Source organism: Arenibacter troitsensis, from assembly GCF_900177645.1.
In the GTDB taxonomy this organism is placed as follows: Bacteria; Bacteroidota; Bacteroidia; order Flavobacteriales; family Flavobacteriaceae; genus Arenibacter; species Arenibacter troitsensis.
Genome location: NZ_FXAO01000002.1, coordinates 40528 through 63101 on the forward strand (window position 1 = coordinate 40528; position 22574 = coordinate 63101).

General features: G+C 36.6%; 29 protein-coding genes. 24 read left to right on the forward strand and 5 right to left on the reverse strand.

Going from position 1 to position 22574, the window contains the following annotated elements:
- Positions 1-211 precede the first annotated feature (211 nt).
- Entirely contained in the window at positions 212-655 is a 444-nt protein-coding gene (locus B9Y87_RS04775; protein WP_085497513.1) for a DUF1330 domain-containing protein, read from the forward strand.
- A gap of 141 nt (positions 656-796) precedes the next feature.
- Here the strand turns inward: B9Y87_RS04775 and B9Y87_RS04780 are convergent, their stop codons facing one another.
- Together B9Y87_RS04780 and B9Y87_RS04785 are read right to left on the reverse strand one after the other, a co-directional pair.
- Complete coding sequence (locus tag B9Y87_RS04780) at positions 797-1003, reverse strand: helix-turn-helix transcriptional regulator (RefSeq protein ID WP_085496758.1); 207 nt, start codon at positions 1001-1003, stop codon at positions 797-799.
- Positions 993-1469, reverse strand: a complete 477-nt coding sequence (locus tag B9Y87_RS04785) for a hypothetical protein (RefSeq protein WP_085496760.1) — start codon at positions 1467-1469, stop codon at positions 993-995. Before B9Y87_RS04785 ends, B9Y87_RS04780 begins: the two co-directional genes overlap by 11 nt.
- A 161-nt stretch (positions 1470-1630) precedes the next feature.
- Between B9Y87_RS04785 and B9Y87_RS04790 the strand changes: the two genes are divergently transcribed.
- From B9Y87_RS04790 to B9Y87_RS04870, 17 genes are all read left to right on the forward strand, one after another.
- Positions 1631-2128 (forward strand): hypothetical protein, encoded by a 498-nt coding sequence (locus B9Y87_RS04790; RefSeq protein WP_245808648.1) that lies wholly within the window; start codon positions 1631-1633, stop codon positions 2126-2128.
- Positions 2129-2156: 28 nt separating this feature from the next.
- A complete protein-coding gene (locus B9Y87_RS21905) occupies positions 2157-2309 on the forward strand; it encodes a hypothetical protein (protein ID WP_176225593.1) in 153 nt (50 codons plus the stop codon).
- A 239-nt stretch (positions 2310-2548) separates the two neighbouring features.
- Positions 2549-2938, forward strand: a complete 390-nt coding sequence (locus tag B9Y87_RS04795; RefSeq protein ID WP_085496762.1) for a VOC family protein — start codon at positions 2549-2551, stop codon at positions 2936-2938.
- Positions 2939-3159: 221 nt separating this feature from the next.
- Positions 3160-3786, forward strand: coding sequence for a carbonic anhydrase (locus B9Y87_RS04800; RefSeq protein ID WP_085497517.1), 627 nt, complete (start codon positions 3160-3162; stop codon positions 3784-3786).
- Between the two features lie 122 nt (positions 3787-3908).
- On the forward strand, positions 3909-4703 hold the full coding sequence (locus B9Y87_RS04805; protein ID WP_085496764.1) for a cation efflux transmembrane domain-containing protein: 795 nt from the start codon (positions 3909-3911) through the stop codon (positions 4701-4703).
- 216 nt (positions 4704-4919) lie between these two features.
- Positions 4920-5651, forward strand: a complete 732-nt coding sequence (locus B9Y87_RS04810; protein WP_085496766.1) for an MBL fold metallo-hydrolase — start codon at positions 4920-4922, stop codon at positions 5649-5651.
- 216 nt (positions 5652-5867) lie between these two features.
- Positions 5868-6836, forward strand: coding sequence for an amidohydrolase family protein (locus B9Y87_RS04815; protein WP_085496768.1), 969 nt, complete (start codon positions 5868-5870; stop codon positions 6834-6836).
- A 147-nt stretch (positions 6837-6983) separates the two neighbouring features.
- Entirely contained in the window at positions 6984-7853 is an 870-nt protein-coding gene (locus B9Y87_RS04820; RefSeq protein WP_085496770.1) for a helix-turn-helix domain-containing protein, read from the forward strand.
- Positions 7854-7937: 84 nt separating this feature from the next.
- Positions 7938-8846 carry a DMT family transporter gene (locus tag B9Y87_RS04825; protein WP_085496771.1) on the forward strand — a complete coding sequence of 303 codons (909 nt, stop codon included), beginning with the start codon at positions 7938-7940 and terminating at the stop codon, positions 8844-8846.
- Positions 8847-9105: 259 nt separating this feature from the next.
- A complete protein-coding gene (locus tag B9Y87_RS04835) occupies positions 9106-9525 on the forward strand; it encodes a DUF3995 domain-containing protein (protein WP_085496775.1) in 420 nt (139 codons plus the stop codon).
- A 241-nt stretch (positions 9526-9766) separates the two neighbouring features.
- Positions 9767-10174 carry a nuclear transport factor 2 family protein gene (locus B9Y87_RS04840; RefSeq protein WP_085496777.1) on the forward strand — a complete coding sequence of 136 codons (408 nt, stop codon included), beginning with the start codon at positions 9767-9769 and terminating at the stop codon, positions 10172-10174.
- Between the two features lie 226 nt (positions 10175-10400).
- Entirely contained in the window at positions 10401-10574 is a 174-nt protein-coding gene (locus tag B9Y87_RS22130) for an SDR family oxidoreductase (RefSeq protein ID WP_394334959.1), read from the forward strand.
- A 383-nt stretch (positions 10575-10957) separates the two neighbouring features.
- Positions 10958-11515 carry a DUF1572 family protein gene (locus B9Y87_RS04850; RefSeq protein ID WP_085496779.1) on the forward strand — a complete coding sequence of 186 codons (558 nt, stop codon included), beginning with the start codon at positions 10958-10960 and terminating at the stop codon, positions 11513-11515.
- A 51-nt stretch (positions 11516-11566) separates the two neighbouring features.
- Positions 11567-12313, forward strand: coding sequence for a carbon-nitrogen hydrolase family protein (locus tag B9Y87_RS04855; protein ID WP_085496781.1), 747 nt, complete (start codon positions 11567-11569; stop codon positions 12311-12313).
- A gap of 228 nt (positions 12314-12541) precedes the next feature.
- Positions 12542-13303, forward strand: a complete 762-nt coding sequence (locus tag B9Y87_RS04860; RefSeq protein WP_085496783.1) for a helix-turn-helix transcriptional regulator — start codon at positions 12542-12544, stop codon at positions 13301-13303.
- Positions 13304-13308: 5 nt separating this feature from the next.
- Positions 13309-13782: a GyrI-like domain-containing protein gene (locus B9Y87_RS04865; RefSeq protein WP_085496784.1), complete on the forward strand. Its 474-nt coding sequence runs from the start codon at positions 13309-13311 to the stop codon at positions 13780-13782.
- Positions 13775-14203 (forward strand): DUF1801 domain-containing protein, encoded by a 429-nt coding sequence (locus B9Y87_RS04870; RefSeq protein ID WP_085496786.1) that lies wholly within the window; start codon positions 13775-13777, stop codon positions 14201-14203. The genes B9Y87_RS04865 and B9Y87_RS04870 overlap by 8 nt, the downstream gene beginning before the upstream one ends.
- Positions 14204-15239: 1036 nt before the next feature.
- On the opposite strand, the gene B9Y87_RS04880 is transcribed toward B9Y87_RS04870, so the two are convergent.
- From B9Y87_RS04880 to B9Y87_RS04890, 3 genes are all read right to left on the reverse strand, one after another.
- Positions 15240-16064: a universal stress protein gene (locus B9Y87_RS04880; RefSeq protein WP_085496789.1), complete on the reverse strand. Its 825-nt coding sequence runs from the start codon at positions 16062-16064 to the stop codon at positions 15240-15242.
- Between the two features lie 294 nt (positions 16065-16358).
- On the reverse strand, positions 16359-17195 hold the full coding sequence (locus B9Y87_RS04885; RefSeq protein ID WP_085496791.1) for a universal stress protein: 837 nt from the start codon (positions 17193-17195) through the stop codon (positions 16359-16361).
- Between the two features lie 169 nt (positions 17196-17364).
- A complete protein-coding gene (locus tag B9Y87_RS04890; RefSeq protein WP_139827179.1) occupies positions 17365-17982 on the reverse strand; it encodes a class I SAM-dependent methyltransferase in 618 nt (205 codons plus the stop codon).
- Positions 17983-18418: 436 nt separating this feature from the next.
- On the opposite strand from B9Y87_RS04890, the gene B9Y87_RS04895 reads away from it, so the two are divergent.
- From B9Y87_RS04895 to B9Y87_RS04920, 6 genes are all read left to right on the forward strand, one after another.
- Positions 18419-18997 (forward strand): Crp/Fnr family transcriptional regulator, encoded by a 579-nt coding sequence (locus B9Y87_RS04895; RefSeq protein ID WP_085496794.1) that lies wholly within the window; start codon positions 18419-18421, stop codon positions 18995-18997.
- A 70-nt stretch (positions 18998-19067) separates the two neighbouring features.
- Positions 19068-20048, forward strand: coding sequence for a cyclase family protein (locus B9Y87_RS04900; RefSeq protein ID WP_085496796.1), 981 nt, complete (start codon positions 19068-19070; stop codon positions 20046-20048).
- Positions 20049-20052: 4 nt separating this feature from the next.
- Positions 20053-20499, forward strand: coding sequence for a DMT family transporter (locus tag B9Y87_RS04905; protein ID WP_085496797.1), 447 nt, complete (start codon positions 20053-20055; stop codon positions 20497-20499).
- A 5-nt stretch (positions 20500-20504) separates the two neighbouring features.
- On the forward strand, positions 20505-21221 hold the full coding sequence (locus tag B9Y87_RS04910) for a GNAT family N-acetyltransferase (protein ID WP_085496799.1): 717 nt from the start codon (positions 20505-20507) through the stop codon (positions 21219-21221).
- 11 nt (positions 21222-21232) lie between these two features.
- Positions 21233-21862 (forward strand): NAD(P)H-dependent oxidoreductase, encoded by a 630-nt coding sequence (locus tag B9Y87_RS04915; RefSeq protein WP_085496801.1) that lies wholly within the window; start codon positions 21233-21235, stop codon positions 21860-21862.
- 86 nt (positions 21863-21948) lie between these two features.
- On the forward strand, positions 21949-22296 hold the full coding sequence (locus B9Y87_RS04920) for a 5-carboxymethyl-2-hydroxymuconate Delta-isomerase (protein ID WP_085496802.1): 348 nt from the start codon (positions 21949-21951) through the stop codon (positions 22294-22296).
- Positions 22297-22574 lie beyond the last annotated feature (278 nt).

Sequence of the window (22574 nt, forward strand, 5' to 3'; positions counted from 1 at the left end):
TGAATTACTGTTCCCTTCAATCCGAACAGTGGATTCGATTACCCTACAATGGTTTTTTGGCGGACTAAAGCCAAACCAACCCCTAAGAAAGACTTGGTTGGACAGGTCATAATTGCTAGGGTATGTAACTCCTCGAAATTGACGTATAGCTATCCGTCATCGAACCTAAAGAAAAGGCATTAAGAGTAATATGGGAAAAACAAAAAATAATATGGAAAAACACCTAAACGCGAATCCTGAATCCGGAAAAAAATTCTATCAAAACTTTCACGATAAAGGAAGAATTGTAATGCTGAATTTACTAAAGTTTCGTGAAAAAGCTGATTATACCAACATGGAACAATTACAACCCAACAAAGAGATCAGCGGTGAGGAAGCCTACCAACTCTATATGGAAAAGACTTTGCCCGAACTGAAAAAAGCGGGTAGCCGAATCATCTACTACGGAAAAAGTAAAAATTTTATAATTGGACCTGAAGCAGAACAATGGGATGCCATTTTATTGGTAGAACACCAGTCCGTTGTTAAGTTTATGGAATTTGCCCAAAACAAGGATTATTTAAAAAATGCAGGACATAGAACGGCCGCATTGGAAGATTCCCGGTTGCTGCCATCAACCGAAATGAATCTTACACCTAATATTATCCATAGCTAAGCAACTAGGCATAATCGTCCCAGCTTAACAAACCTTTCCAAATGGCCACCAACCAAATTGGTCATGGCCAGCTTAAGTATTGTGATCCCTTCCGGAAGATGGGCACAACTCTTCATACAAGTTTGTTGGCTGCGTTATGACCTAATCCCAATCGGAATCTTCCAAAGTAAAAATCTGACTAACATCGACTTCAAAAATTTGGGCCAATCTCAAAGCCAACACTGTAGATGGCACATATTTGCCCAGTTCCATAGCATTTATAGTTTGTCTACTAACTTTCGATAATTTGGCTAAATCAGCTTGGGTAATATTTTTTTTTGCTCTTTCTACTTTTATACTATTCTTCATAACCAGCAGATTTTTCAAGTTTGGAAATTTGCCAATTAAATCTGAGCACAAAAAACAATAAAACTGTAAACATATTAAAGATCATAACCCATAAAAAGGAAAAGTCGAAAATGAATATAAATGCAAACAAGAGAATGCCATAATTAACATAAACAGCCCAAACCAATGACTCCAATCTAATTTTGGAAATATATTCATCTTCTAATTTTTCTTTGGAAAAAGCAACCAATAAAGCACTAATAATAATTAAAATCCCGAAGATTTCATTGAGAATATTATTCTGCACCATTCCGAATAGTTGCTTATCCTTAAAAAGGTCATCCACAAAAATAGCTGGAACATTAAAATCCAAAAAACTCGGCTCGTACTCGTAAAAAAGTGAGACCAGACCAATTATTGCTGATGGAATAAGTATAAACCAACCTATCCTTTTATACCTATTGGGAAATAAATAATTTACTTTCATAATGCATGGATTTAAGTTTAATCAAATGTAAAACAAATATTTCTTTTAGACAAACAAACTTTACATTTAGTAAAACAAACACTACTAAATAACTACTAGTTATGGTCCACTTACAAATTTTCCCGAGGAATCTTATTTCCGAGATTTAATTGCTAAATTAGATGCTCAACCACAAGCTGCGGCTGGCAGGAACAACAGATAATAACCTAACCGCTGGCAAAATGGGTAAACAATCCGCATGTATGAAAACTAAAATTAAATTCACAAGAAAGAGACTTAATTATAACTTGTTTTTTGGACTAGCCTGGTTGATATTGGGAATATTGAAACTGGTTATGGATTCGACTTTAGATGAAATTGACTATGTCTGGTTTGCCATAGCTGGACTTTCAATTGGAACTTATTTTTATGAATACATGAACCAATATTTGACAATAGAAGGTGGAATAATTTCTAAAAGTTATCCTTTTGGAAATAAAATAAAATTGCGAGAAATAAAACATATAAAAAAAATTGCAGGCGATTATATCTTAAAAACTGACCGAAACGAATTGACAATAAACACTCAAATAATTGATAAAAATTCTCTATCTGAATTGAATGAAATACTCGGCCAGTTAGACTTACCTTCTGAAAAAACACCTTTTGTTAGCAGTTAATGCAATGAATTAATCTATTATAAGACATATGAAAAGAAAATTAAAAGTGTTGGAATTTGACAAGAAACAAAAACTTGTAGATTATGTAAACACCAACTCGGACAAATTGGACGTACTAACTATTACAACCAGTCAGGAAGCAATTTCCTTCAAGCATTTTCTGTGGTATTACGAAAACTAAAAAAGTAAGTCATTGAAATAAAATAATTATTTGCTAACTCCAGGCCGAATCAATTTAACACCAATGGCTAATAAAACCAAACATTAATGGCGGGCATATTTTCCAGAGTGAAATCCGTGCATTTTTAGTAAGTTTAGTAAGCGGACGTATATCTTGTCAAATTATTCACCGTAACTACAATCATGGTTTAACCGTTGGCAACACTCCAAAAACAGAACTGAAAATTAAAAACCAACCAAATGACAAAAACAGACCCAATAATAGCCGTAAAAGATGTAAATGTTAGTGCGGAATGGTATCAAAGTGTTTTTGGTTGTAATAGAACACACGGAGGAAATGACTTTGCCGTTATTGAAGACGATAATGGGGAAATATTGATATGTCTCCATAAATGGGGCGAACACGAACACCCAACCATGAAAAATCCTGATATTCCCAATGGAAATGGTTTGATTTTTTACTTTAGAACGAACAAGTTGTACATTACTAGAGCAAACATTGAAAAAATGAATTATCCAACAGAAGCGGACATTCACTTCAACCCAAATTCAATGAAAAAAGAATTTTCGCTGCGAGACCCAGATGGGTATTATGTTTCGATAACCGAATACCACAATTATGACCGATAGAAAAGTAGGCTACCAATAATTAATTGCAATTGGCGGTACTGTTCCATAAGCATGGAACTGCCAATTCCATAACCGTTCCACTTTGATCAGTGGAGGCAAACATTTGGAATTAAAAATGTCTATGTTAAATCAAAAAATTTACGATTAAAACCAGTAAAGACCGCCATAGGAAAAAGCTTTGCGCAAGCCAAACAAAAACAATGAACCAAAAAAACAGAAAAATGAACATCAACCAAATCTTTAAAAACAACCAAAAATGGGTTCAAGACAAATTGGACATTGATGCCAATTATTTCAAAAACCTATCGGAAGGACAAAATCCGGATATCCTATATATTGGATGTTCTGACAGCCGGGTAACGGCCGAAGAACTAATGGGTGTTTCTCCCGGAGAAGCCTTTATTCACCGAAATATTGCAAATATGGTACCCAACACAGATTTGAGTGTAATGTCGGTGATCGATTATGCCGTGCTACATTTAAAGGTAAATCACGTTGTGGTTTGCGGACATTATTTTTGTGGAGGTGTTAAAGCTGCCATGGAGTCGGCAGATTTGGGAATTCTTAATCCCTGGTTGCGAAATATAAGAGATGTATACAGAACCCACAGAATTGAATTGAACGGAATTATGGATGAAGAGCTACGCTATAAGCGACTTGTGGAGCTGAATGTACAAGAACAATGTATCAATGTAATTAAAACCGCAGAAGTGCAGAGGGCCTACCGCGATAGAGGAATAACAGTTCACGGTTGGGTATTTGATATACACTCAGGGAAACTGATAGATTTAAAAATTGACTTCAATAAGATTTTAGAAAATGTAATGGAAATTTATCGACTTGATTAATGAAAAAAGAAAAATCATATCCCTTTTGGCAAGCCTCTAATAGGTAACATTTATAGCTTTAACTTTTTTAAGGACAACACTCAATTGAAAAAGTGTAAAGTTGTTGTTATAAAACAATTATTATGCAAAAAACAATATTTGAAATTACCAAAATGGATTGTCCTTCAGAGGAAAATCTAGTTCGCATGAAATTGGACGAAATTTCAAGTATTGTCCATTTGGATTTTGATATTCCAAATCGAAAATTGACCGTTTTTCACAGCGGAGAAACTGAGCAAATAGAAAAGTCGGTTATCGCACTCCATTTAGGCGGAAAAAAAATCTCTACCGAACAAAGCGACCGAACTGATTTTAAAGAAACTACCAACCAAAAAAGGATCCTTTGGTCTGTACTCGCCATCAATTTTGCTTTTTTCATAATTGAAATGGCCACCGGTATAGTTTCAAAATCGATGGGACTAGTTGCCGATAGTTTGGATATGCTTGCGGACAGCTTCGTTTATGGAATTAGCTTGATTGCGGTTGGAGGAACATTGATGAAGAAAAAGCGGATAGCCAAACTTGCTGGGTATTTTCAAATTACACTAGCAATAATTGGATTTGTGGAAGTCTTGCGGAGGTTTTTCGGAGCCGACAAACTTCCCGATTTTTCAACGATGATTATCGTTTCTATTTTTGCGCTTGTTGCCAACGGAATTTGTCTTTACATTTTACAAAAGTCCAAAAGCAAAGAAGAGGCCCATATGAAAGCAAGTATGATCTTCACCTCAAATGATGTGATTATCAATTTGGGCGTTATTATCGCTGGGCTTTTGGTACATTGGTTAAACTCGAGCAAACCCGATTTAATTATTGGAACAATAGTTTTTGTTTTAGTAATCCAAGGAGCGTTTAGAATATTGAAATTAAGTAAATAAAAACACTAGCCTCTACAATGCCATAAGGAACCAGACCCAACTAGTCTTTCTGCCTGCCAAGCTATAAGGTGTACGCCCTACCCCACTGGTTACTAGAATGCGGCTTAATCAGCCAATAAATTTTCAGAAAAAATACATTTTTGAATAAAAATCCTTTACTTTTCATATACCTGAAATATGGAAGAATATCGGAACTACTAATGGAATTAAAACAGCATGGAAATAATATCTAAAACTGATATAACCTGGTTTCCAAATTCCTGGATTCGATTGCGGATCAACAAAAAAGTAATCTATTTTGACCCTGCCTATTTAAAAACGTATTTTTCAAAATATCCGGATAAAACAGAGTACTCAAAATGGCCGGACCCAATTGATGGAATGCCTAACGGACTCGAGAAAGCGGATTTTATATTTATAAAAGACCATTGCAAAAAAGTAACGGTAGATCGACTAATAAAACAGGATACAATAATTTTTGCCCCTAAAAGTTGTTTGAAAGAGCTTGGGGATAGAATCAACCTAGTGAAGCCAAATGAAACCCTCCAAATAGATAATGGCATCTCCTTGACCGTTTTGAATGCCTATAACACTCAACAAGGAACATCAACCATAAAACAACATAAAAAAGGAAAAGGTGTTGGCTTTATTTTGACAATTAACGGCTTGTCCTTTTATCACTTGGGCGACACGGACTTTTTAGTAGAAATGGAGGCAGTGAAAGATATTCATGTAGCATTTGTCCCTATAGGTGGGAAATTCACAATGAACATTGACGAGGCTGTTAAAACAACCTTGTCTATAAATCCGAAAATTGTTATCCCTATTCACAATCTTGGACAAGATTTTTGGGAGTTTCAAAATAAGTTAAATGATAAAGGAAAAAATATAAGGTGTATCATTCCCACAATTGGTCAACCAATAAAAGTACAAAAACAACGTGACTAACAAAGGTTAAAATTAACCTCACTGTGGAAACCAACTGTTCAAAGCCAACAGGCGTAAATAATCATTCAATGTCATTTTGTTCTTCATCCCAATAATTTCTTATTTTTAATCTCGTACTATTTCGATCCCAAAAAATCCTGACTGCCCAAAAGCCTGGTTGCTAAAATTATCCAGACCGAAATCACAGCCCAGACCTTGTGCACAATATATCGAAACATGAAAAAGGAAATTTTAAAAATAGCCCTCTTATTTCTAAGTATTACATCTTCTTCAACCTTTGCTCAAGAAACACTTGATGCCTTTTTAAAGGATCAGCCTATTATCGATATGCATTTTCATATCACTAAAGGGTATGGGGATAATGAAATATACCGGCATCTAAATGTTGATATTGATAGTGCAAAACTATATTGGGCCATTGAAGATTACAAAAAGAATAATGTGGTGCTGGCTTTAGGCGGCGGACCATTAAAATATGCTAAAATGTATGCTGGGGCAGAGCGCCTTTTTTGGTCAGGACTAATTTTTCCCTGTACAAAAACCGTAGAACAAGACAAACCTTGCGAAAAGGAATTCTATTCTGAATCCGAATTGCGTGAAATATACCAAAGGGGAAATTTTAAGAGTTTAGGGGAATCTATGTTTAATTATTATGGTATACCGCCTGCCGACAAACGATTAGAACCTTATTGGAAAATAGCTATGGAGTATGATATTCCCATTGGCATTCATGCAGATAGCGGACCACCCGTGGAGCGAGTCAATAAGGAGGAAAGGCCCAATTATAATCCAACCTATGCGAATCCTGAATTACTAAAACCTATTTTGAAAAAATATCCTAAGCTAAAGTTATACCTGATGCATTATGGTGGGGAATATTCTGATCAATCACTAAATTTAATGAAGGAGTATCCTCAAATTTATTGTGAGATTTCTGCAGTTAGTATGTTCCTTCCAAAAGAAGTTTGGGAACCAAATGTAAAAAAGTTATTTAGCGAAGGGCTTGGAGACAGGTTAATGTTTGCTTCTGATTATTTTGGGACAGTAAGAAAGAATATTGAAATAATTTATAATCTGGATTGGCTGAGCGAAGAACAAAAAAGGGATGTTTTTTATAATAATGCCGCCAGATTTCTTGAGCTATCAGATTCTGAAATAAGGGAGCACAGAAAGAAATTGAATTAAGAACCGAGGCTACTATTAACAACCATTATTTGTTGAAATTTTGCCTTCCTTGGGAACTTAGCGTTAGCCTAACCTAGAAATATTAACTTTATTCCCTTAACTGGCGATTATACAAATTGTTTTCCCAAGAACTAAAAACACCGATAAGTGATTAAAAATGAATTTGAAAAATTAATTAAAAAGTATGATAAAAAAATTGTCATAGATAAAATTGTTGATGGTAAATATAACACTGTAAACAATTACGGCACAATTCTTCATCGTCACGTTTTTTATCAAATTGTTTGGATTGCGAAGGGCTCCGGAGCCCATATGATTGAAGGGCAAAATTATGAATATTCCGATGGAACCATTTTTCTACTGGCACCTTATTATTTACATAAAATAAGTTATGACAAAAATGTACAAGGCTATGTTATTAGTTTTTGCGATAGTTTATTAGACCGCTTTCAAAATAAATCCACACTTCTTTTTCACAACATAGACAAGGCCTACATAGAAGTTCCTAATAAGGAAGTTGAACTCTTAAATGATGAATTTAATTTATTGAATCATTATTCAATAACAAACACAAGTATATCACAAAGCATAGTTCAGGATTATCTACATATAATTCTAACCAAAATAAACGGATTTAAAAGCTTAAAAGAAAAAGATAGTGTTCAGGCCCAAACAAATGACACTAAAATATTGGAACAGTTTGTATTACTTGTTAGGCAGCATTACACCGAAGAAAAACAATTGCACTTTTATACTTCCCAATTGGCAATTTCTCAAAAAAAGCTTAATCAAATAGTACGAAATGCTACTGGTCATACTCCTGCTAAATTTCTAGAAACTTACATTTTAAATGAGGCGGCAAGAATACTGCGTTATAGCGACCTTAGTGTTAAACAAACTGTAGCAGAGCTTGGGTACTCTGATAGTTCGTACTTTATAAAAGCCTTTAAGAAACAATTTAAAAAAACACCAACGGAGTATAGAAAATCTGCCAAGTTCAACTTAAATACCAAATAATACCATAATCTTCCCCAATTGTCATATTTATAGTCGCACATAAAACTGAAGTTTGTAGCAATTATAAACCTTAAGTTTTCTAGTATGAACAAATCAATCGTTTATGTTTTAGTCTGTGTATTCTTATGGGCATTAATTCCTGTAGTATCCAAACTAGGACAAAATGGGTTGGATAACCATCAATTTCTTTTTTGGTCCAGCTTATCCTCACTATTGTTTTTTTTGGGTATTGGGATCTATAAAAAAAATATTGCCCATTTATACAAAATCTCCAAAAACAAATGGCTCAAGGCAATATCTCTGGGCTTCTTAGGTACTTATTTGTATTATGTACTACTCTATTTTGGCTATGCCAATGCACCAGGAATGGAAGTCCTTATTGTTCAATATTCCTGGCCAATACTAGTTGCTGTTCTATCACTCATAATTTTAAGGGAAAAACTTACAACCCCAAAAGTAATTTCCATTCTTTTGGGGTTTTTAGGTGTATTTATGGTATTGACAAAAGGAAATTTTAGCCAATTAAAATTTGAAAACTTAACTATAGATTTAATCGTATTCTTTGGAGCATTTGTTTTTGCCTTATTTTCGGTTCTAAGTAAAAAAATTGAAATGAACGATATTAGTTTATTAACTATCTATTTTTTAACTGCCAGTGTTGCTTCGTTCATTTCAATGAATATATTCTCGGAGTTTAAAACACCTGGATTAAATACTATAACTCCTATTGTCATAAATGGCTTTTTTGTCAATGGACTCTCATATATTTTTTGGATTAAAGCGCTCAAAATTGGCGAAGCTTCCTTTATAGCCCCGTTTGTTTTTTTAACCCCGGTCTTGTCTTCCATTTTTTTGATCGTTTTTTTTAATGAACCTTTTTACACTGCTTACCTTATAGGAATGTCTTGTGTAATTCTGGGGGGTCTATTAAACGCTAGAAAAGCAAAGAAAAACGCTTTCTACCACAACGTAAAAATTAACCAGCCCGAATGAGTTGTACCCGCTGGCCAAGCTTTTTGGCATGGTTCCCTTCAAAATTAGTAAGGGCCAGCGAACAGGCATTGCAGGACTGGCTAATTTTATGGTTAAAGCCCACTCACGAAAATCATCCAAGGCATAAAAAAATGGCAGGACCTATTTTCTGTCGGTTAGGCGAAAAGTTCGGGTTTTATTTTTTAAATTAGGTGCTTAACCCCCGCAACTGAATTAATAGGAACTTCAGCTAAAAACAGAAAGCAACCAACTGGGAACTATGATATTATCGATTCTATTGGGCATAATACTAATTGGACTTGGACTAATTCATTTCAATTGGGTGATGGGAGGCAAATTTGGTTTTTCAGAATCCTTACCCACAAAGGAAAATGGAGAAAGAGTATTGAATCCTAAAAAAATTGATAGTGCCATTGTTGGAATTGGATTAACAATATTCGGTATTTTTTATGTTCTTAAATCAGGACTTATTGAATACAGTTTACCAGCATGGATCATAAAATACGGAAGTTGGATAATACCAATAATTTTTCTTTTAAGAGCAATTGGCGAATTTAGATATGTTGGATTTTTTAAAAGTATCAAGACAACGGAATTCGGAAAATTGGACACCAAACTATTTTCACCCCTATGTTTGGCAATCGGAATATTGGGATTAATAATTCACCTTGTAAAATAAAAACTAGTGCCATATGGCTTAAATAAATATCGTTGCAGGTATAGTATGTCCAAGTCCCCTATAGAAGTTTCCCCGGCATAAACCCCAAACTATCCATATCTAAGAGCCCAGTGCTTAATAAAGGAATGGACAAGAGTATTAGAATCACACCTAAATTTATGAAGCCTTTGGAAAGGGCCTTAGATTTTCGAAAGACAAAAAAAAAGAATTGGAAATACATGTATAACTTAAACCAAAAATCATGGAAAACAAACAAAATCTTAAGGTTATCGAGAATCTTTACAATGCTTTTGCCACTGGGGATATGCCTACAGTCCTTGGGTCTATGGATCCCAATATTGAATGGAACGAAGCCGAAAGTAATGCGCTTTCGGACGGCAATCCCTATATTGGTCCAAATGCAATTTTAGAAGGCGTATTTGCCCGTCTTGGAGCCAACCATGAGTATTTTGGCTTAAAGGATATTAATATCCACAGCATGAATGGCAACAAGATCTTGGCCACCCTACGCTATGATGCCAAAGTAAAAACGACCGGAAAGTCTTACAATGCCCAAGCTGCACATCTATGGACACTTAATGATAAAGGCAAAATTACCGCTTTTCAACAATACGTAGATACCAAGAAGTTGGCAGACGCTGAAAAGTAAAACCAGCCTCACCGACGGTTAAAACAACGATAACACTTTATTGACTATAAGATGCAGCCATAGTGACTGCCGTAACTATTGGATCGGGCCAGTTTTCGGGCGGGCAAAAGCCATCATTTAACTTAAGGAAGATAGTGGAAAAATTCCTCCCCTCTACTCCTGCCCTGATCGTTACCCCTTACCCGGGATACTTGGTCTATTCAACTGGCAAAGGTGCAATTCTTACATTAACACCCATACCACCAAAGAATCGGCCGCCGCTACCATAGCTGTTATTCCAATCCAAGGAGCAGGTAAGACCGATGACGTAGCGCGGGCAGTATTATTTCTGGCTTCCGAATTCGAAGGCTTTATTACCGGTGCCACACTAGACCTTAATGGCGGCGTCTACAATTTGTAATTCTTCCATTATCTGAACGTGGACATACCTAGAGCCAAATGCAAGTGGTCAATGTATTATTAGAAAGCATAAGATTTAAATAGTAATTTAGGAGAACCTAGTACATTGGGCTTTCAATGAAACTATCGGGGAAACTTATATCGAATTGAAAAATCAAATAGGTTGACAGTACCGATTTTCGAATTTGATCTTAATGGTATGTGTGGTAAAAATGGCAGAAGTATTTACTAAAAAACTTATCCATTTCATAAAAATTGCTCAATTTAGAGTCTCTAAGCAGTTAGTTGCATTTTTACTAGACCTGATTTTCTTCAGAGAATTCTAGAATCCCATCCCAGCATAATTTACAAGCAGCTTGGGGTTGCCAATTTGAATAATATATTATGAGTACTGAATATCTAAATAGCATAAGGAATCAATTTGAATATTACAAATCCCTTGTGGAAAAAACCTTTGAACAATTAAAGGCAAAAGACTTTTTTTGGCAATACAGTGAAGAGTCCAATTCCATTGCCATTATAGTGAACCACCTTTGTGGAAATATGAAATCGCGCTGGACAGATTTTTTAACCACAGACGGAGAAAAGGAATGGCGTAATCGTGATTCGGAATTTGAATCCGAAATAAAATCAGAAGTTGAACTACTATCAAAATGGAATGATGCCTGGAATTGCCTGTTTGGGGCATTAAACTCCGTTGACAACGAAAATTTTGATACCAAAGTTTATATCAGGAACCAAGAGCATTCAATAATCGAGGCGATAAACAGACAATTGGCCCATTATTCCTATCATATTGGACAAATAGTCTATATAGGCAAAATGATCAAAGGAAGTGAATGGAAAAGTTTGACTATTCCAAAAGGAAAATCAACAGAATTTAACCATGGGAAATTTTCTAAAGGAAGACACAAAGGACATTTCTCCGACGACATTATTTAAAATCAAAAAAGGAACTTTTATTGTAATAGTATTGTTTAAAAAACAAATACCGTGAAAATTAGTGTGGCACAGACAAAATCGGAAAAAGGAAATATAAAGGCCAATATCCAAAACCACTTAAAGTGGATAGAACTTGCCGTTTCCGAAAAAACCGACTTGATTATTTTTCCTGAACTATCTCTGTCAGGTTACGAACCGGAACTTGCCAAGGATTTGGCGACCGACCAAAACGATGGGAGATTGCAAGTTTTTCAAGATATAAGTGACGCCAATAAAATAGCCATTGGAGTTGGTTTGCCTATCCAATCCGAAGGTGGAATTCTAATCGGCATGGTTATTTTTCAAGCAAACCAACCACGGCAAACCTATTTTAAACAAATACTACATCCGGACGAAAATCCGTATTTCGTAGTAGGAAGCGAACATACTATTTTGACCGTAAAAGACAGGAAGATTGCCCTTGCCATCTGTTACGAATCGCTACAGCCACAACATGCAGAAAAGGCATGGGAAATGGGTGCCGACATCTATTTGGCCAGTGTAGCCAAATCACAGGCCGGAATAGAAAAAGCGTATGCGCACTTTCCGAAAATAGCGGATCAATATTCAATACCGGTACTAATGGCCAATTGCATAGGGTTTTGTGATAATTACCAAAGTGTAGGACAAACATCAATTTGGGATACTAAGGGATCTATCTGCGGACAACTGGATAGCCAAAGCGAGGGCCTACTTATCTATGATACAGTTTCAAAAACAACCCATACTATAATAGAAACGAAAGAAAGCGATATGTAAAAGTAATAGGGCCAATACATGTAAAACTTGAAAATGATTTGGTCGGTGCCCGGATCAAGCAACCACCGCAAATACTACAAAATACCGCGCACTTTTACATTTTTAGGCAATACAGCCTAACATCAATGTAGCCGAGCATCCTATTAATATATTCGGATAAAGCTGTATCTTACCTCCTCTTAATCCAAGACATAAAACACTTGCAAACTGGGAATCAGAAATAAAAGAATGGACAAAGAAAAACCTAGACTCGCTAGATTGACGGCAATCCTGACCCAGTTACAATCCAAACGGATTGTAAAAGCAAAGGATATAGCCGAAAGACACCATGTAAGTATTCGGACCGTTTATCGCGACATCCGAACACTGGAAAAATCTGGAATACCAATAGTTACCGAGGAAGGAAAAGGTTATTCCATAATGGAGGGTTATAAGATCCCTCCAGTTATGTTTACCCAAGAAGAAGCCAATGCGCTTATAACTGCCGAACAACTTATTAGACAAAACAAGGACCAATCCTTGGCAGAACATTATGAAAGTGCCATAACCAAAATTAAATCCGTTTTAAATTATACCCAAAAGGAAAAAACGGAATTATTGACAAACCGGTTACAAGTTCGCAACAACCGTGAAAATAGAAAAACAAGTAATTTTCTTATTCAGCTTCAAGCCACTATATCAAATTATCAAATCGTAAGAATTGATTATCTCTCCTTGGAAAATAAATTGAGTCAAAGGGAAATAGAACCTTTTGCATTATATACTACACAAGAAAATTGGGCACTTATAGCGTTTTGCAGGCTCAAAAATGATTTTAGGGCCTTCCGATTGGATTGCATACAAAAACTGCAACTTACAGAGCAACATTTTGAACCTCATAAAATGACCCTTCAACAATATCTCAAAAAGTGTAGCGAAAAATATAAAAATACCCCTGACATACCTTTGACACAAGTTCAATCTAAATTTGTATTAAATGAAAAAACATAATCCAGATGCAAAAAATAAGAATTGAACCCTTTAAAATTATCGGAATATCAATTAGAACAACAAATGAAAATAACCAAGCCAGTACGGCTATTGCAAAACTATGGCAACGATTTATTTCCGAAAACATAATATCGAAAATACCGAATAAGGTGGACGAGTGCATTTATTCCCTGTACACAGATTACGAAAGTGACCATACACGACCGTATACAACAATGCTTTGCTGCAAAGTTCAAAGCCTGGAAAATATTCCAGAAGGCATGGAAGGTAAATCATTTAATGGTGGGAATTATATAAAGACAACAGCTAAAGGAGACCTAATCCAGGGCTTAATCGTAAACCATTGGTCAAAAATATTTGAAATGGATTTGGATAGAAACTATAAGACCGACTTTGAAATTTATGGTGAGAAAGCACAGAATCCGCCCAATGTAGAGGTGGATTTTTACGTGGGTGTTAAAAACGAAAAAGATGGGTAAACTTGAATTGATCACAAGCCCGAAAGTTGATGTGGTTTTTGCAAACTATCCCGAATATGTTCGGGAGAAAATGCAATTGTTGCGGGAATTGGTCATTGAAACAGCGGAAGAATCCGAAGGGGTCTACAAATTGGAAGAAACTCTGAAATGGGGAGAACCAAGTTTTGTAACCAAAGATGGCAGTACCCTGCGCATGGATTGGAAAGAAAAAACACCGGACCAGTATGCCATGTATTTTCATTGTACCAGCAGATTGGTAGATACATTTAGATTGGTTTTCAACCACAAATTTCAATACGAAGGCAAGCGTGCCATCGTTTTTCAATTGAATCAGAAAATCCCGAAGGCAGAATTAAAAGAATGTATTAAAGCTGCATTGACCTATCATAAGGTAAAGGAATTGATAACCTTGGGAATTTGAATCATTGGGAGGGAGAAAGCAGATGATGTAATCTCCATATATTGAACCTTACATATTTAATAATGCCCATCTTTTAAGGCAGTCGAGACATTTTGAACAATGCTATCTTAAGAATCAGGATTCATACTATTGTCATTGGAAGGCATCTCCTTGATGGGCACAACATTAACGAACTCATAGGCACTAAGTATTAAAGGTACTCACGTTATTAATCTGTGCTATACTTCGGCCAATATCTTATACAGTAGAAAAACAACACATAGCAGAGCTGCAAACAATGGCAGTAAAAACTTCCGGTTCCCCCAACATTTCTTTATTCCATAATCATTAATGGCCAACTTGGCCTGGGATAAATTTACCATAACAAAAACACTTATAACAAGGTAGCTAGTAGTGTTGGCCAGTTCTACAATAGGCACAAAAATAGCAAATACAGCAATACCGATGATAATGGATGCACGACCACTTCGGAGCGCATGCCCTACATGTACATGAAACCCAGAAGACTATAAAAGAAAAAACACCCCCAGCCAAGAAACCGTTTCCAACATTATGTATGGGGGTTCGCTATTAGGAAAAAGCATGTTTTGTAAGTCTGGAGATACCCTTCCAAGAAGCGCTGGCCCCAAAATAACGCCAGCTAGAATTTCACCGTCAAGGTCGGAATCTTTATGGATTCACAAATAACACCAAGAGTACGAGCAACCCCGAGAAGAACAAGGATCTGCACAATAAAAAGTAGAATATGGCTTTCGTTGAGGTAATGCATATCAATAATTTATCCTATTGTAGTCATACTAAAATATATTAAGTGCCATTCATAAATGCACTTAGCAGATTGCCAACACTATATCTCCGGTAGTCCAATTTTCACTTTATCTGTTATATTCATACCATTAAATCCAGTGAAGCGAAACCTCAAATTTTAAATAGATAATCCTTGAATGGTTTCATTACCGTACTGTTCCTTCCCAAACCTAAAACTCGGTCAAAACAGTAATACTTTTTAGTAAGAGAACAATGCTTTGTTCAAGTTTTATACCTCCTTTTGAAAAGTAAAAAGTGGTATTCTAGTTTGAAATGCCGTATTTTGGGTTACACTCTTTTGAAATACCTTTTCCAAAAAGTTGGTATGGTGGGTAAACATGATTACCATATCTGCGTCAACGTCGGCCACAAACTTATTGATGCCCAATACAACGGAGTTGATTTTTAGTTCGGTCATTTTAATCTTTTGATAGGAAAAATCCTTTATTAAACTCTTTTCCTTTTGCTGCAGGTCTCCTTCAAAACCCTCATCGGCCTTATCAATATGAAGAATTTGAATCCATGCATCCATTAATTTTGCGAAAGGAATAATTAAATCAAGTTCTTTCTCAAGATTATAAAAATCACTGGAGTATACCATATTTTTGATACCCTTATATCGGGCAAATTCAGGAATGGTCAGTACTGGGATACTACTGTTCTCTATTATACTGGCGGCATTGCTGCCAAAGAGAATCTTTTTAAGCCCACTGGCACCTTTGGTTCCAATACATACAATATCAATATCATTTTTTAGCGCAGTCGTTTCTACATATTTTCCAATGGACGTACCAGAAGTAATTTCATAGCTTATATCGATCTGATGCGTATTATCTTTTTCAATAGATGCCAAAAGTTCTTTCATTGCCCTTTCGGAACTAGCTTTTATAGCCTCTTGAAGCTTATTGGAACCCACTCTGGCCCTTGAAGGGGCACTGGTATCTATTACGTGAAGTAGTTTAAGTTCTATCTCCAGGTCCTTACTCATATCTACCGCATACTTGATCGCTACCTTGGATAATTCTGAAAAATCTGTTGGGATTAAAATTCTCATAGAATAACTGTTTTAGGTTTATACCTTAAAAATATCCAACTCCTGGGTCAAATAATATGATATTGGTCATCCCTAGTAATAATATAATACAGACCCGCTTACGCAACAATTCTTAAACATACCAACTTTAGAACTGCTTTATAAAATGATATGGATTTTTAATGAACGCCAAACGTAGGCTGTTGAGGCTTCCTGTTGACTTCTATTGTATTGCCTAACACTACCCTTTAACCGTATTAAGCGCAACTATGCACCTTGCCCAATTCCTTAGAGTCCATTAAAGTACTCCTATCATCATCTTCTAAAGTCGTGTAAAGCCAAAACCGGTATAGTACTGTAATAACCAAGGTTTTTTACCATAGGTCGGGATAAAATCATTTTAAAAAAATGGTGCCTTCTATTCATAAAGGCAATCATATTACTACCACTGCTCTGTATGAACACATTGATCGCCGATTGCACATCTTTGTTAATTATGGTATGGAATGAATAGTCCAAGCCTTCAAAATAATCTTTTAAAAGGTTCTGATTATTAATCTGATCTGCATCCAGCATTTCATCCTTCGGGAGCACAATTAACACTTTTATTGATGATTTTGAGATTTTTGCTATGTCTACCATAGACTGAAATTCATGTCTTTTAAAGGTTGTCCTGTAATCCGTTGGAAAAGCAATTTCCTTTATTTTGGTATAAGTTGTATTTGAAGGTATGGCAAGTACCGGGCAGCTTCTTATTTCTTCCATGGCAAGAACGGTCTGGCTCCCGTAAATTTCCATTCTAGAATCCGCAGCTCCCTTGGTCCCCATAATAACCATATCTATATCGTGTTTATCCACCATATTTTTCATGGTATCAATTAAATTACCACGTTCCGATACCGTATGGAATTCATGATGAACAGCCTTATCGGCAGTTATCCACTCACTAACCACTTGCAATCCGTCTGTCGATTTCTTTTTGGATTCCTCCAATGTATTGGTAAACGTGAGCTCCAAAGTATAAGCATCTACTTGATAAGTGTTTAGAATATAAAAAACACACTTTTCTTTCTTAAAAAGTGCAATGGCATAATCTATTGCATTTTGTGCATTTCTGGAAAAATCCGTCGGACAAAGTATTCTTCGTGTCATAATTGAACCTTTTTGCCCTAAAATATTTTATTAACAACTGGAAAGCAATGATATATATCAGTAGGGCAATACCTCTTGGACAGGCCAACTTAAGAACGGTCCTATAGTTAAATCGAAACTCTGATACGTTAATCTTAAATACAACCAAGTGTATCAACATGATTAAACCCTAAAACATTCTATAAAGGGTAGTAACTATTACCCCTTTGCCATCATTTACCAAATGGGACAACAATTGTTTTTCTTCCAATACCTTAAAATTAAATGGTGGGGCCAACAGGTTTATGCCACTTTGCTTTTTCAACCTAATTCCCTGCCCGGAAATAATATCTTTATTGGGTATAAAGTCCCCAACAGGCAAATGTTCCGTTAAAACAACATATTTATAATTATACAACTTACCCACTACACTTTGTACTTCCGCATTGGACAAATGTTGAAGCACTTGTCTCAAAATTGCACAATCCCCAGAAGGCAAATCATCATGGGCTATATCCAAACATTGGAACTCCAAATTTTCAGCTTTAAATTTTTCTTTATTACGGGCTATTAGCCCCATCACTATATCTATGGCCATATACCTCTTTGTATGCCCAACCAAATCCTTTCCTACATTAAAATCCCCACAACCTAAATCGCAAACGGTCAAGGGTTCTTTAAAGGATTTTAGGAATGATGTTAGCACAGCTATATAGGGATTTACAATTTCAGGAAGATGTGACCCTTCACCGGAATATAAATCGGATTCCTTTCCACCCCAAAGATTCATTTCATAAACCTGTTCCATAGCCGCTTTTGTAGGCCACGGCTTCTTTCTAATTTTATGTGCTGTCTCCCCTTTCTTCACAAACAGTAATATTTATAATACTCACTTAAAGCAAACGTACAACAATAACGAAGACAATAATAATTGGGACTAATAAATTGAAACGTGCTGGCCTGTGGAAAATTAAACCATTTTCTTTATTTTATTTAAAATAAAAAGGGTTGCAACATATAACGTTACAATAGCTAAGGGATAGCCAGAAGTCCTAAATATGGCCCATGAACCAATTAAGATCAAAATGGATATAAACTTTATTGTTCACTACCCCATGCCCGGTAATATTCGAGGTTGCATCTATTTACTTTGATTGATAAAAACAGACCTTACCTTGTGCCTAACAGGATTTTTTTCGAATTTTAATCAGAAAATTATATAAGAATAATCCAATCCCAAAATAATGTACGACCTCCTCATTGGAAATATCAAAGAATTGGTTCCTATTACCGAAGATGAATCCAAGCTGATTCAAAAATCCTTTGAACCAGTATATCTCAAAAAGAAACAATTTCTACTTCAAAGTGGGGAATATTCCAACCATATGCGCTTTATTTCCCAAGGGTGCGTAAAACTTTATAGTATAGATGAATTGGGTGCTGAACATATATTGCAGTTTGGGATAGGTGGATGGTGGATCAACGACCTATATGCCTATCTCACCCAAAAACCCGCCACCTTCTTCATACAGGCCATAACACCTAGTACCGTACTGCAAATACATAGAGATAGATTAAATGAGCTCTTTGACAAAATCCATAGGTTGGATAGATTTTTCCGTATCAAAACACAAAATGGCTATGTTGCCCTTCAGGAAAGAACGATCAACAGTATGAGCCAGTCTGCCGAGCAGCGTTACCTTGATTTTCTTGGACGTTACCGGGACATAGAACAACAGATTCCACAATATATGCTTGCCTCCTATTTAGGGGTAACCCCAGAACATTTGAGCGCAATCCGAAAAAATATAAGGGATTATTAGCGTTCTTAAGATACCTTAATGGAATAATTCCACATGGTTTTAATATTTGCTCCATCAAAATATTAAAACCATGAAAAAGACAAAAGTTTTTATTGCAATCCTGCTCTTTTCCCATTTTCTGACAAAAGGGCAACAACAGGAAGTAGTGGGCCAAAGCCCATGGGGGCCACAAGATCAAATTGGCACACTCAACATGATGACGGAAGCTTCAATGCTTCAGGTACTCTCTAAAATAACCTCTGGAAGGACCTACGACCTTAGTGTAGATTACTTTGTTGGGATGCCCAGTTTTCATTCTTTGGGAGATCCGGGTTATCAGTATTGGCTTACGCATACGCCCCATGGCACCATAGTGGACAATCCCAATGGCCTAGGAGAGGGAATGAATAAAAAAGTAAGCTATACCGGGGATGCCATCTCCATGTACACCCATATGGGTACACATATAGATGCCTTGAACCATTTTGGCCTGGATGGTAAAATATGGAACGGCTTTACCCCAGAAGAATACCTTGGTGACAAGGGCTGGAAGAGGACCGGCGCAGAAACCATTCCTCCAATTATTGCCAGAGGGGTACTCTTGGACGTGGCCGCTGCCAAAGGATCACTTCCAAAAAACTACCGAATTACTTCCCAAGACCTACAGCTCACCCTGAAGAAACAGGGTATAAAGCTAAATAACGGAGATGTTGTTTTAATCAGAACCGGCCAAGCCCAATTCTACGAAGATGCCCCACACTACTTAGATAATTATCCTGGTATTGGCCTTGAGGCCGTTAAGTGGTTGATAGAAGAGCAAGGCATTATGCTCTTGGGTGCAGACAACCTTAGTTTTGAGGCATTCCCTCCAGAGCGGGAAGACAATTGGGTACCGGTCCACACCTATCTACTCGCCGAAAAGGGGGTTATGCTTATAGAACAGCTTTTCTTGGAACAGTTATCCAAGGATGAGGTGTATGAATTTGCATTTATTGCCGCATCCCTGAAATTAAGGGGTGCAAGCGGGTCCCCATTGCGGCCTATTGCCATCCCTTTGAATACAAAAAAGTAAGGTCATGAACAATTCATCACTATTACTGCTCTCGTTTACGGTAGGTATTTTAGTCGTAATCCAAGGGGGAATAAATGCGAGGCTCGGGATATTGCTAAACAACACCTTGTTAGCTACCTCCGCAGCTTTGGTAATGAGTGCCAGTTTTACACTAATCGCAGTTTTTATGACCGTTCGCGAACTTCCAAACATAGACCAATTACAGTCCATTCCCACTTATATGTGGTTTACAGGAGGAGCCCTAAGTTTCTTGGCAGTAACGATCTTTTACTACATCATTCCACGTATTGGGATTTCTACGGCGGTAATTTTTGGACTTAGCGGTCAAATAATTTTTGCAGCGATAGCCGGCCATTTTGGTTGGTTTGGTATGCCCTTGGAACCCATGACCATTAAAAAAGTTATGGGAATGATAGTGATGACCTTAGGCATACTACTTATAAAATATTAAAAATTATGGATTTGATTACAGCAAACATTAACAATCTTACAAGCTTATGGAGCATGGCTGGCATTATGGACGGTCAATTTTTGGATGATGAAAATTTCGCCATCAGCACCGTATCTGAATCGGATTGGCCAAATAAAATATGGTTTCATAGGCCTCCGACCCTAGAACTATTAGAGGAAATCCTTAACAGATATGAAAGGAAGGGTATCACTATTCCCATATGGCAGAACATTGCGCCGGAAGAAGTATTAATATCCCATGGTTTCTCCATAAAAAATGAACTGACCGGCATGTCCATTCAACTAAAGGATAACCACTACCACACTGGTAAGTTATCCTTCCAAAAGGTAAGCGATGCCAACTCAGCCATGCTTTGGTCCAAGCTTTTCCGTAAAGCCTTTGGATACTTTATCAGCCCGAAAACAGTTGAACTCACCATGGATCGTGTAGACTATCTCATTGGGAACCATGGACCATATTCCATTGGAACAGCGGTTATTTATATGGATACCCCTAAGGTTGCCGGTATCCATTCCATTGGGGTGGTCCCCAATCATAGACGAAAGGGATATGCCGCAGACCTACTGAATCATGTGTTGGACCTGGCCAAACAGCAAGGTGCCATCCATGCCACCCTGCAAGCGTCTTCCATGGCCAAAGAACTATATCTAAAAACAGGATTTCAAGAAGATTTCCTTATTCAAAATTTTGTAAAACATTAAAACCGTATAGAATGAATTTAATTGATCACCTTAATTGGCGATATGCCACCAAAATGTTCGACCCAAAAAGAAAGGTAAGCAAGCAGGACAAGGAATTGCTAAAAGAAGCCATTAGGCTTTCCGTATCTTCCTATGGTCTACAACTATATAAAGTATTGATTATTGAAAACAATGAAGTAAAGGCAGCACTGCGAAAAGCTTCTTGGGATCAATCGCAGATTACAGACGCATCCCAGTTGTTCGTTTTTTGTAATTACACCCTTGACTATGATAGGCATGTAGACGATTTTGTAGAGCGAATTATCGCAGCACAGGGCAGTTCTTCAGATGGGATAAAACAATATGGGGAATCCATTAAGGCGAACATTGCCAAGATGTCGGCAGAGGAACGGAAAAGTTGGTCGGAAAAACAGACCTATCTAGCCTTGAACAACCTTCTTATTGCCTGTGCGGAGCTAAAAATAGATGCCTGCCCCATGGAAGGGTTCAACAACCAAGCCTATAACAGCATCCTAGGGCTGGATGAACTAGGACTTAATGCAGCCGTGATAGCCCCAGTAGGTTATAGATCTGCTTTAGACAAAACCCAGAATAGAAAAAAAGTAAGGAAAACCAAGGAAGAATTATTCCAAACTGCCTAACTAAATAGAATTGATAAAAGTATGGCAAGTTCAACATCCATATAACGCATGTTGGACTTGCTTAAAATAATCCAAAGAATAATAGTATGCCACATTTTGTAATTGATTGCTCGCAAAACATATTAAACAAAAAGACTCCAAACGAAATCATTCAGCGAGTTTATGATACCGCTGAAGCAACCGGTCTTTTTGAAGTCGGGGATATTAAGGTAAGGATCAATCCCTTCGCTTATTATACGATAGGCAATACCAAGGACGACTTTATGCACATTTTCGCCAATATTATGGAAGGAAGAAGCATTCACGAAAAAAGTGATTTATCAAAAAGAATAGTTTCTGAATTGACTTCAATGTTTCCCGAAGTTCCCATTATTTCCATAAACATACGGGATTTTGAGAAGGCCACCTACTGCAATAAATCAATGGTTGGGTGAAATTGTACAATATATCCAGGGTATTACCAAAAATATTAACCGCCATCACGCAACTTTACCCATCATTTTCATCTTCGGAAATAGAAGGTACAGGTTAATGAATAAATTATGTGCAAATGTGCGCTTATGAGTAGCAGAAGTCTCCTAAAAATATATTTCTGCCAACTAGGTTTATTTTGAACACGGATTCAAACGTATAATATTGGGATAATAATCTGTAACATTTAGGCAGCATTTAACACCAATACGGGCATTAACTGTAATACTGCCTATACTTA

What these genes read in the sequence shown, in the direction of transcription:
- B9Y87_RS04835 (WP_085496775.1), top strand. Translation starts at nt 9,106, where the DNA reads ATGATATTATCGATTCTATTGGGCATAATACTAATTGGACTTGGACTA.
- B9Y87_RS04850 (WP_085496779.1), top strand. Translation starts at nt 10,958, where the DNA reads ATGAGTACTGAATATCTAAATAGCATAAGGAATCAATTTGAATATTAC.
- B9Y87_RS04825 (WP_085496771.1), top strand. Translation starts at nt 7,938, where the DNA reads ATGAACAAATCAATCGTTTATGTTTTAGTCTGTGTATTCTTATGGGCA.
- B9Y87_RS04905 (WP_085496797.1), top strand. Translation starts at nt 20,053, where the DNA reads ATGAACAATTCATCACTATTACTGCTCTCGTTTACGGTAGGTATTTTA.
- B9Y87_RS04795 (WP_085496762.1), top strand. Translation starts at nt 2,549, where the DNA reads ATGACAAAAACAGACCCAATAATAGCCGTAAAAGATGTAAATGTTAGT.
- B9Y87_RS04840 (WP_085496777.1), top strand. Translation starts at nt 9,767, where the DNA reads ATGGAAAACAAACAAAATCTTAAGGTTATCGAGAATCTTTACAATGCT.
- B9Y87_RS04775 (WP_085497513.1), top strand. Translation starts at nt 212, where the DNA reads ATGGAAAAACACCTAAACGCGAATCCTGAATCCGGAAAAAAATTCTAT.
- B9Y87_RS04785 (WP_085496760.1), bottom strand. Translation starts at nt 1,469, where the DNA reads ATGAAAGTAAATTATTTATTTCCCAATAGGTATAAAAGGATAGGTTGG.
- B9Y87_RS04865 (WP_085496784.1), top strand. Translation starts at nt 13,309, where the DNA reads ATGCAAAAAATAAGAATTGAACCCTTTAAAATTATCGGAATATCAATT.
- B9Y87_RS04910 (WP_085496799.1), top strand. Translation starts at nt 20,505, where the DNA reads ATGGATTTGATTACAGCAAACATTAACAATCTTACAAGCTTATGGAGC.
- B9Y87_RS04815 (WP_085496768.1), top strand. Translation starts at nt 5,868, where the DNA reads ATGAAAAAGGAAATTTTAAAAATAGCCCTCTTATTTCTAAGTATTACA.
- B9Y87_RS04920 (WP_085496802.1), top strand. Translation starts at nt 21,949, where the DNA reads ATGCCACATTTTGTAATTGATTGCTCGCAAAACATATTAAACAAAAAG.
- B9Y87_RS04915 (WP_085496801.1), top strand. Translation starts at nt 21,233, where the DNA reads ATGAATTTAATTGATCACCTTAATTGGCGATATGCCACCAAAATGTTC.
- B9Y87_RS04790 (WP_245808648.1), top strand. Translation starts at nt 1,631, where the DNA reads ATGCTCAACCACAAGCTGCGGCTGGCAGGAACAACAGATAATAACCTA.
- B9Y87_RS04805 (WP_085496764.1), top strand. Translation starts at nt 3,909, where the DNA reads ATGCAAAAAACAATATTTGAAATTACCAAAATGGATTGTCCTTCAGAG.
- B9Y87_RS04860 (WP_085496783.1), top strand. Translation starts at nt 12,542, where the DNA reads ATGGACAAAGAAAAACCTAGACTCGCTAGATTGACGGCAATCCTGACC.
- B9Y87_RS04780 (WP_085496758.1), bottom strand. Translation starts at nt 1,003, where the DNA reads ATGAAGAATAGTATAAAAGTAGAAAGAGCAAAAAAAAATATTACCCAA.
- B9Y87_RS04890 (WP_139827179.1), bottom strand. Translation starts at nt 17,982, where the DNA reads ATGGAACAGGTTTATGAAATGAATCTTTGGGGTGGAAAGGAATCCGAT.
- B9Y87_RS04810 (WP_085496766.1), top strand. Translation starts at nt 4,920, where the DNA reads ATGGAAATAATATCTAAAACTGATATAACCTGGTTTCCAAATTCCTGG.
- B9Y87_RS04895 (WP_085496794.1), top strand. Translation starts at nt 18,419, where the DNA reads ATGTACGACCTCCTCATTGGAAATATCAAAGAATTGGTTCCTATTACC.
- B9Y87_RS21905 (WP_176225593.1), top strand. Translation starts at nt 2,157, where the DNA reads ATGAAAAGAAAATTAAAAGTGTTGGAATTTGACAAGAAACAAAAACTT.
- B9Y87_RS04800 (WP_085497517.1), top strand. Translation starts at nt 3,160, where the DNA reads ATGAACATCAACCAAATCTTTAAAAACAACCAAAAATGGGTTCAAGAC.
- B9Y87_RS04870 (WP_085496786.1), top strand. Translation starts at nt 13,775, where the DNA reads ATGGGTAAACTTGAATTGATCACAAGCCCGAAAGTTGATGTGGTTTTT.
- B9Y87_RS04880 (WP_085496789.1), bottom strand. Translation starts at nt 16,064, where the DNA reads ATGAGAATTTTAATCCCAACAGATTTTTCAGAATTATCCAAGGTAGCG.
- B9Y87_RS04900 (WP_085496796.1), top strand. Translation starts at nt 19,068, where the DNA reads ATGAAAAAGACAAAAGTTTTTATTGCAATCCTGCTCTTTTCCCATTTT.
- B9Y87_RS04885 (WP_085496791.1), bottom strand. Translation starts at nt 17,195, where the DNA reads ATGACACGAAGAATACTTTGTCCGACGGATTTTTCCAGAAATGCACAA.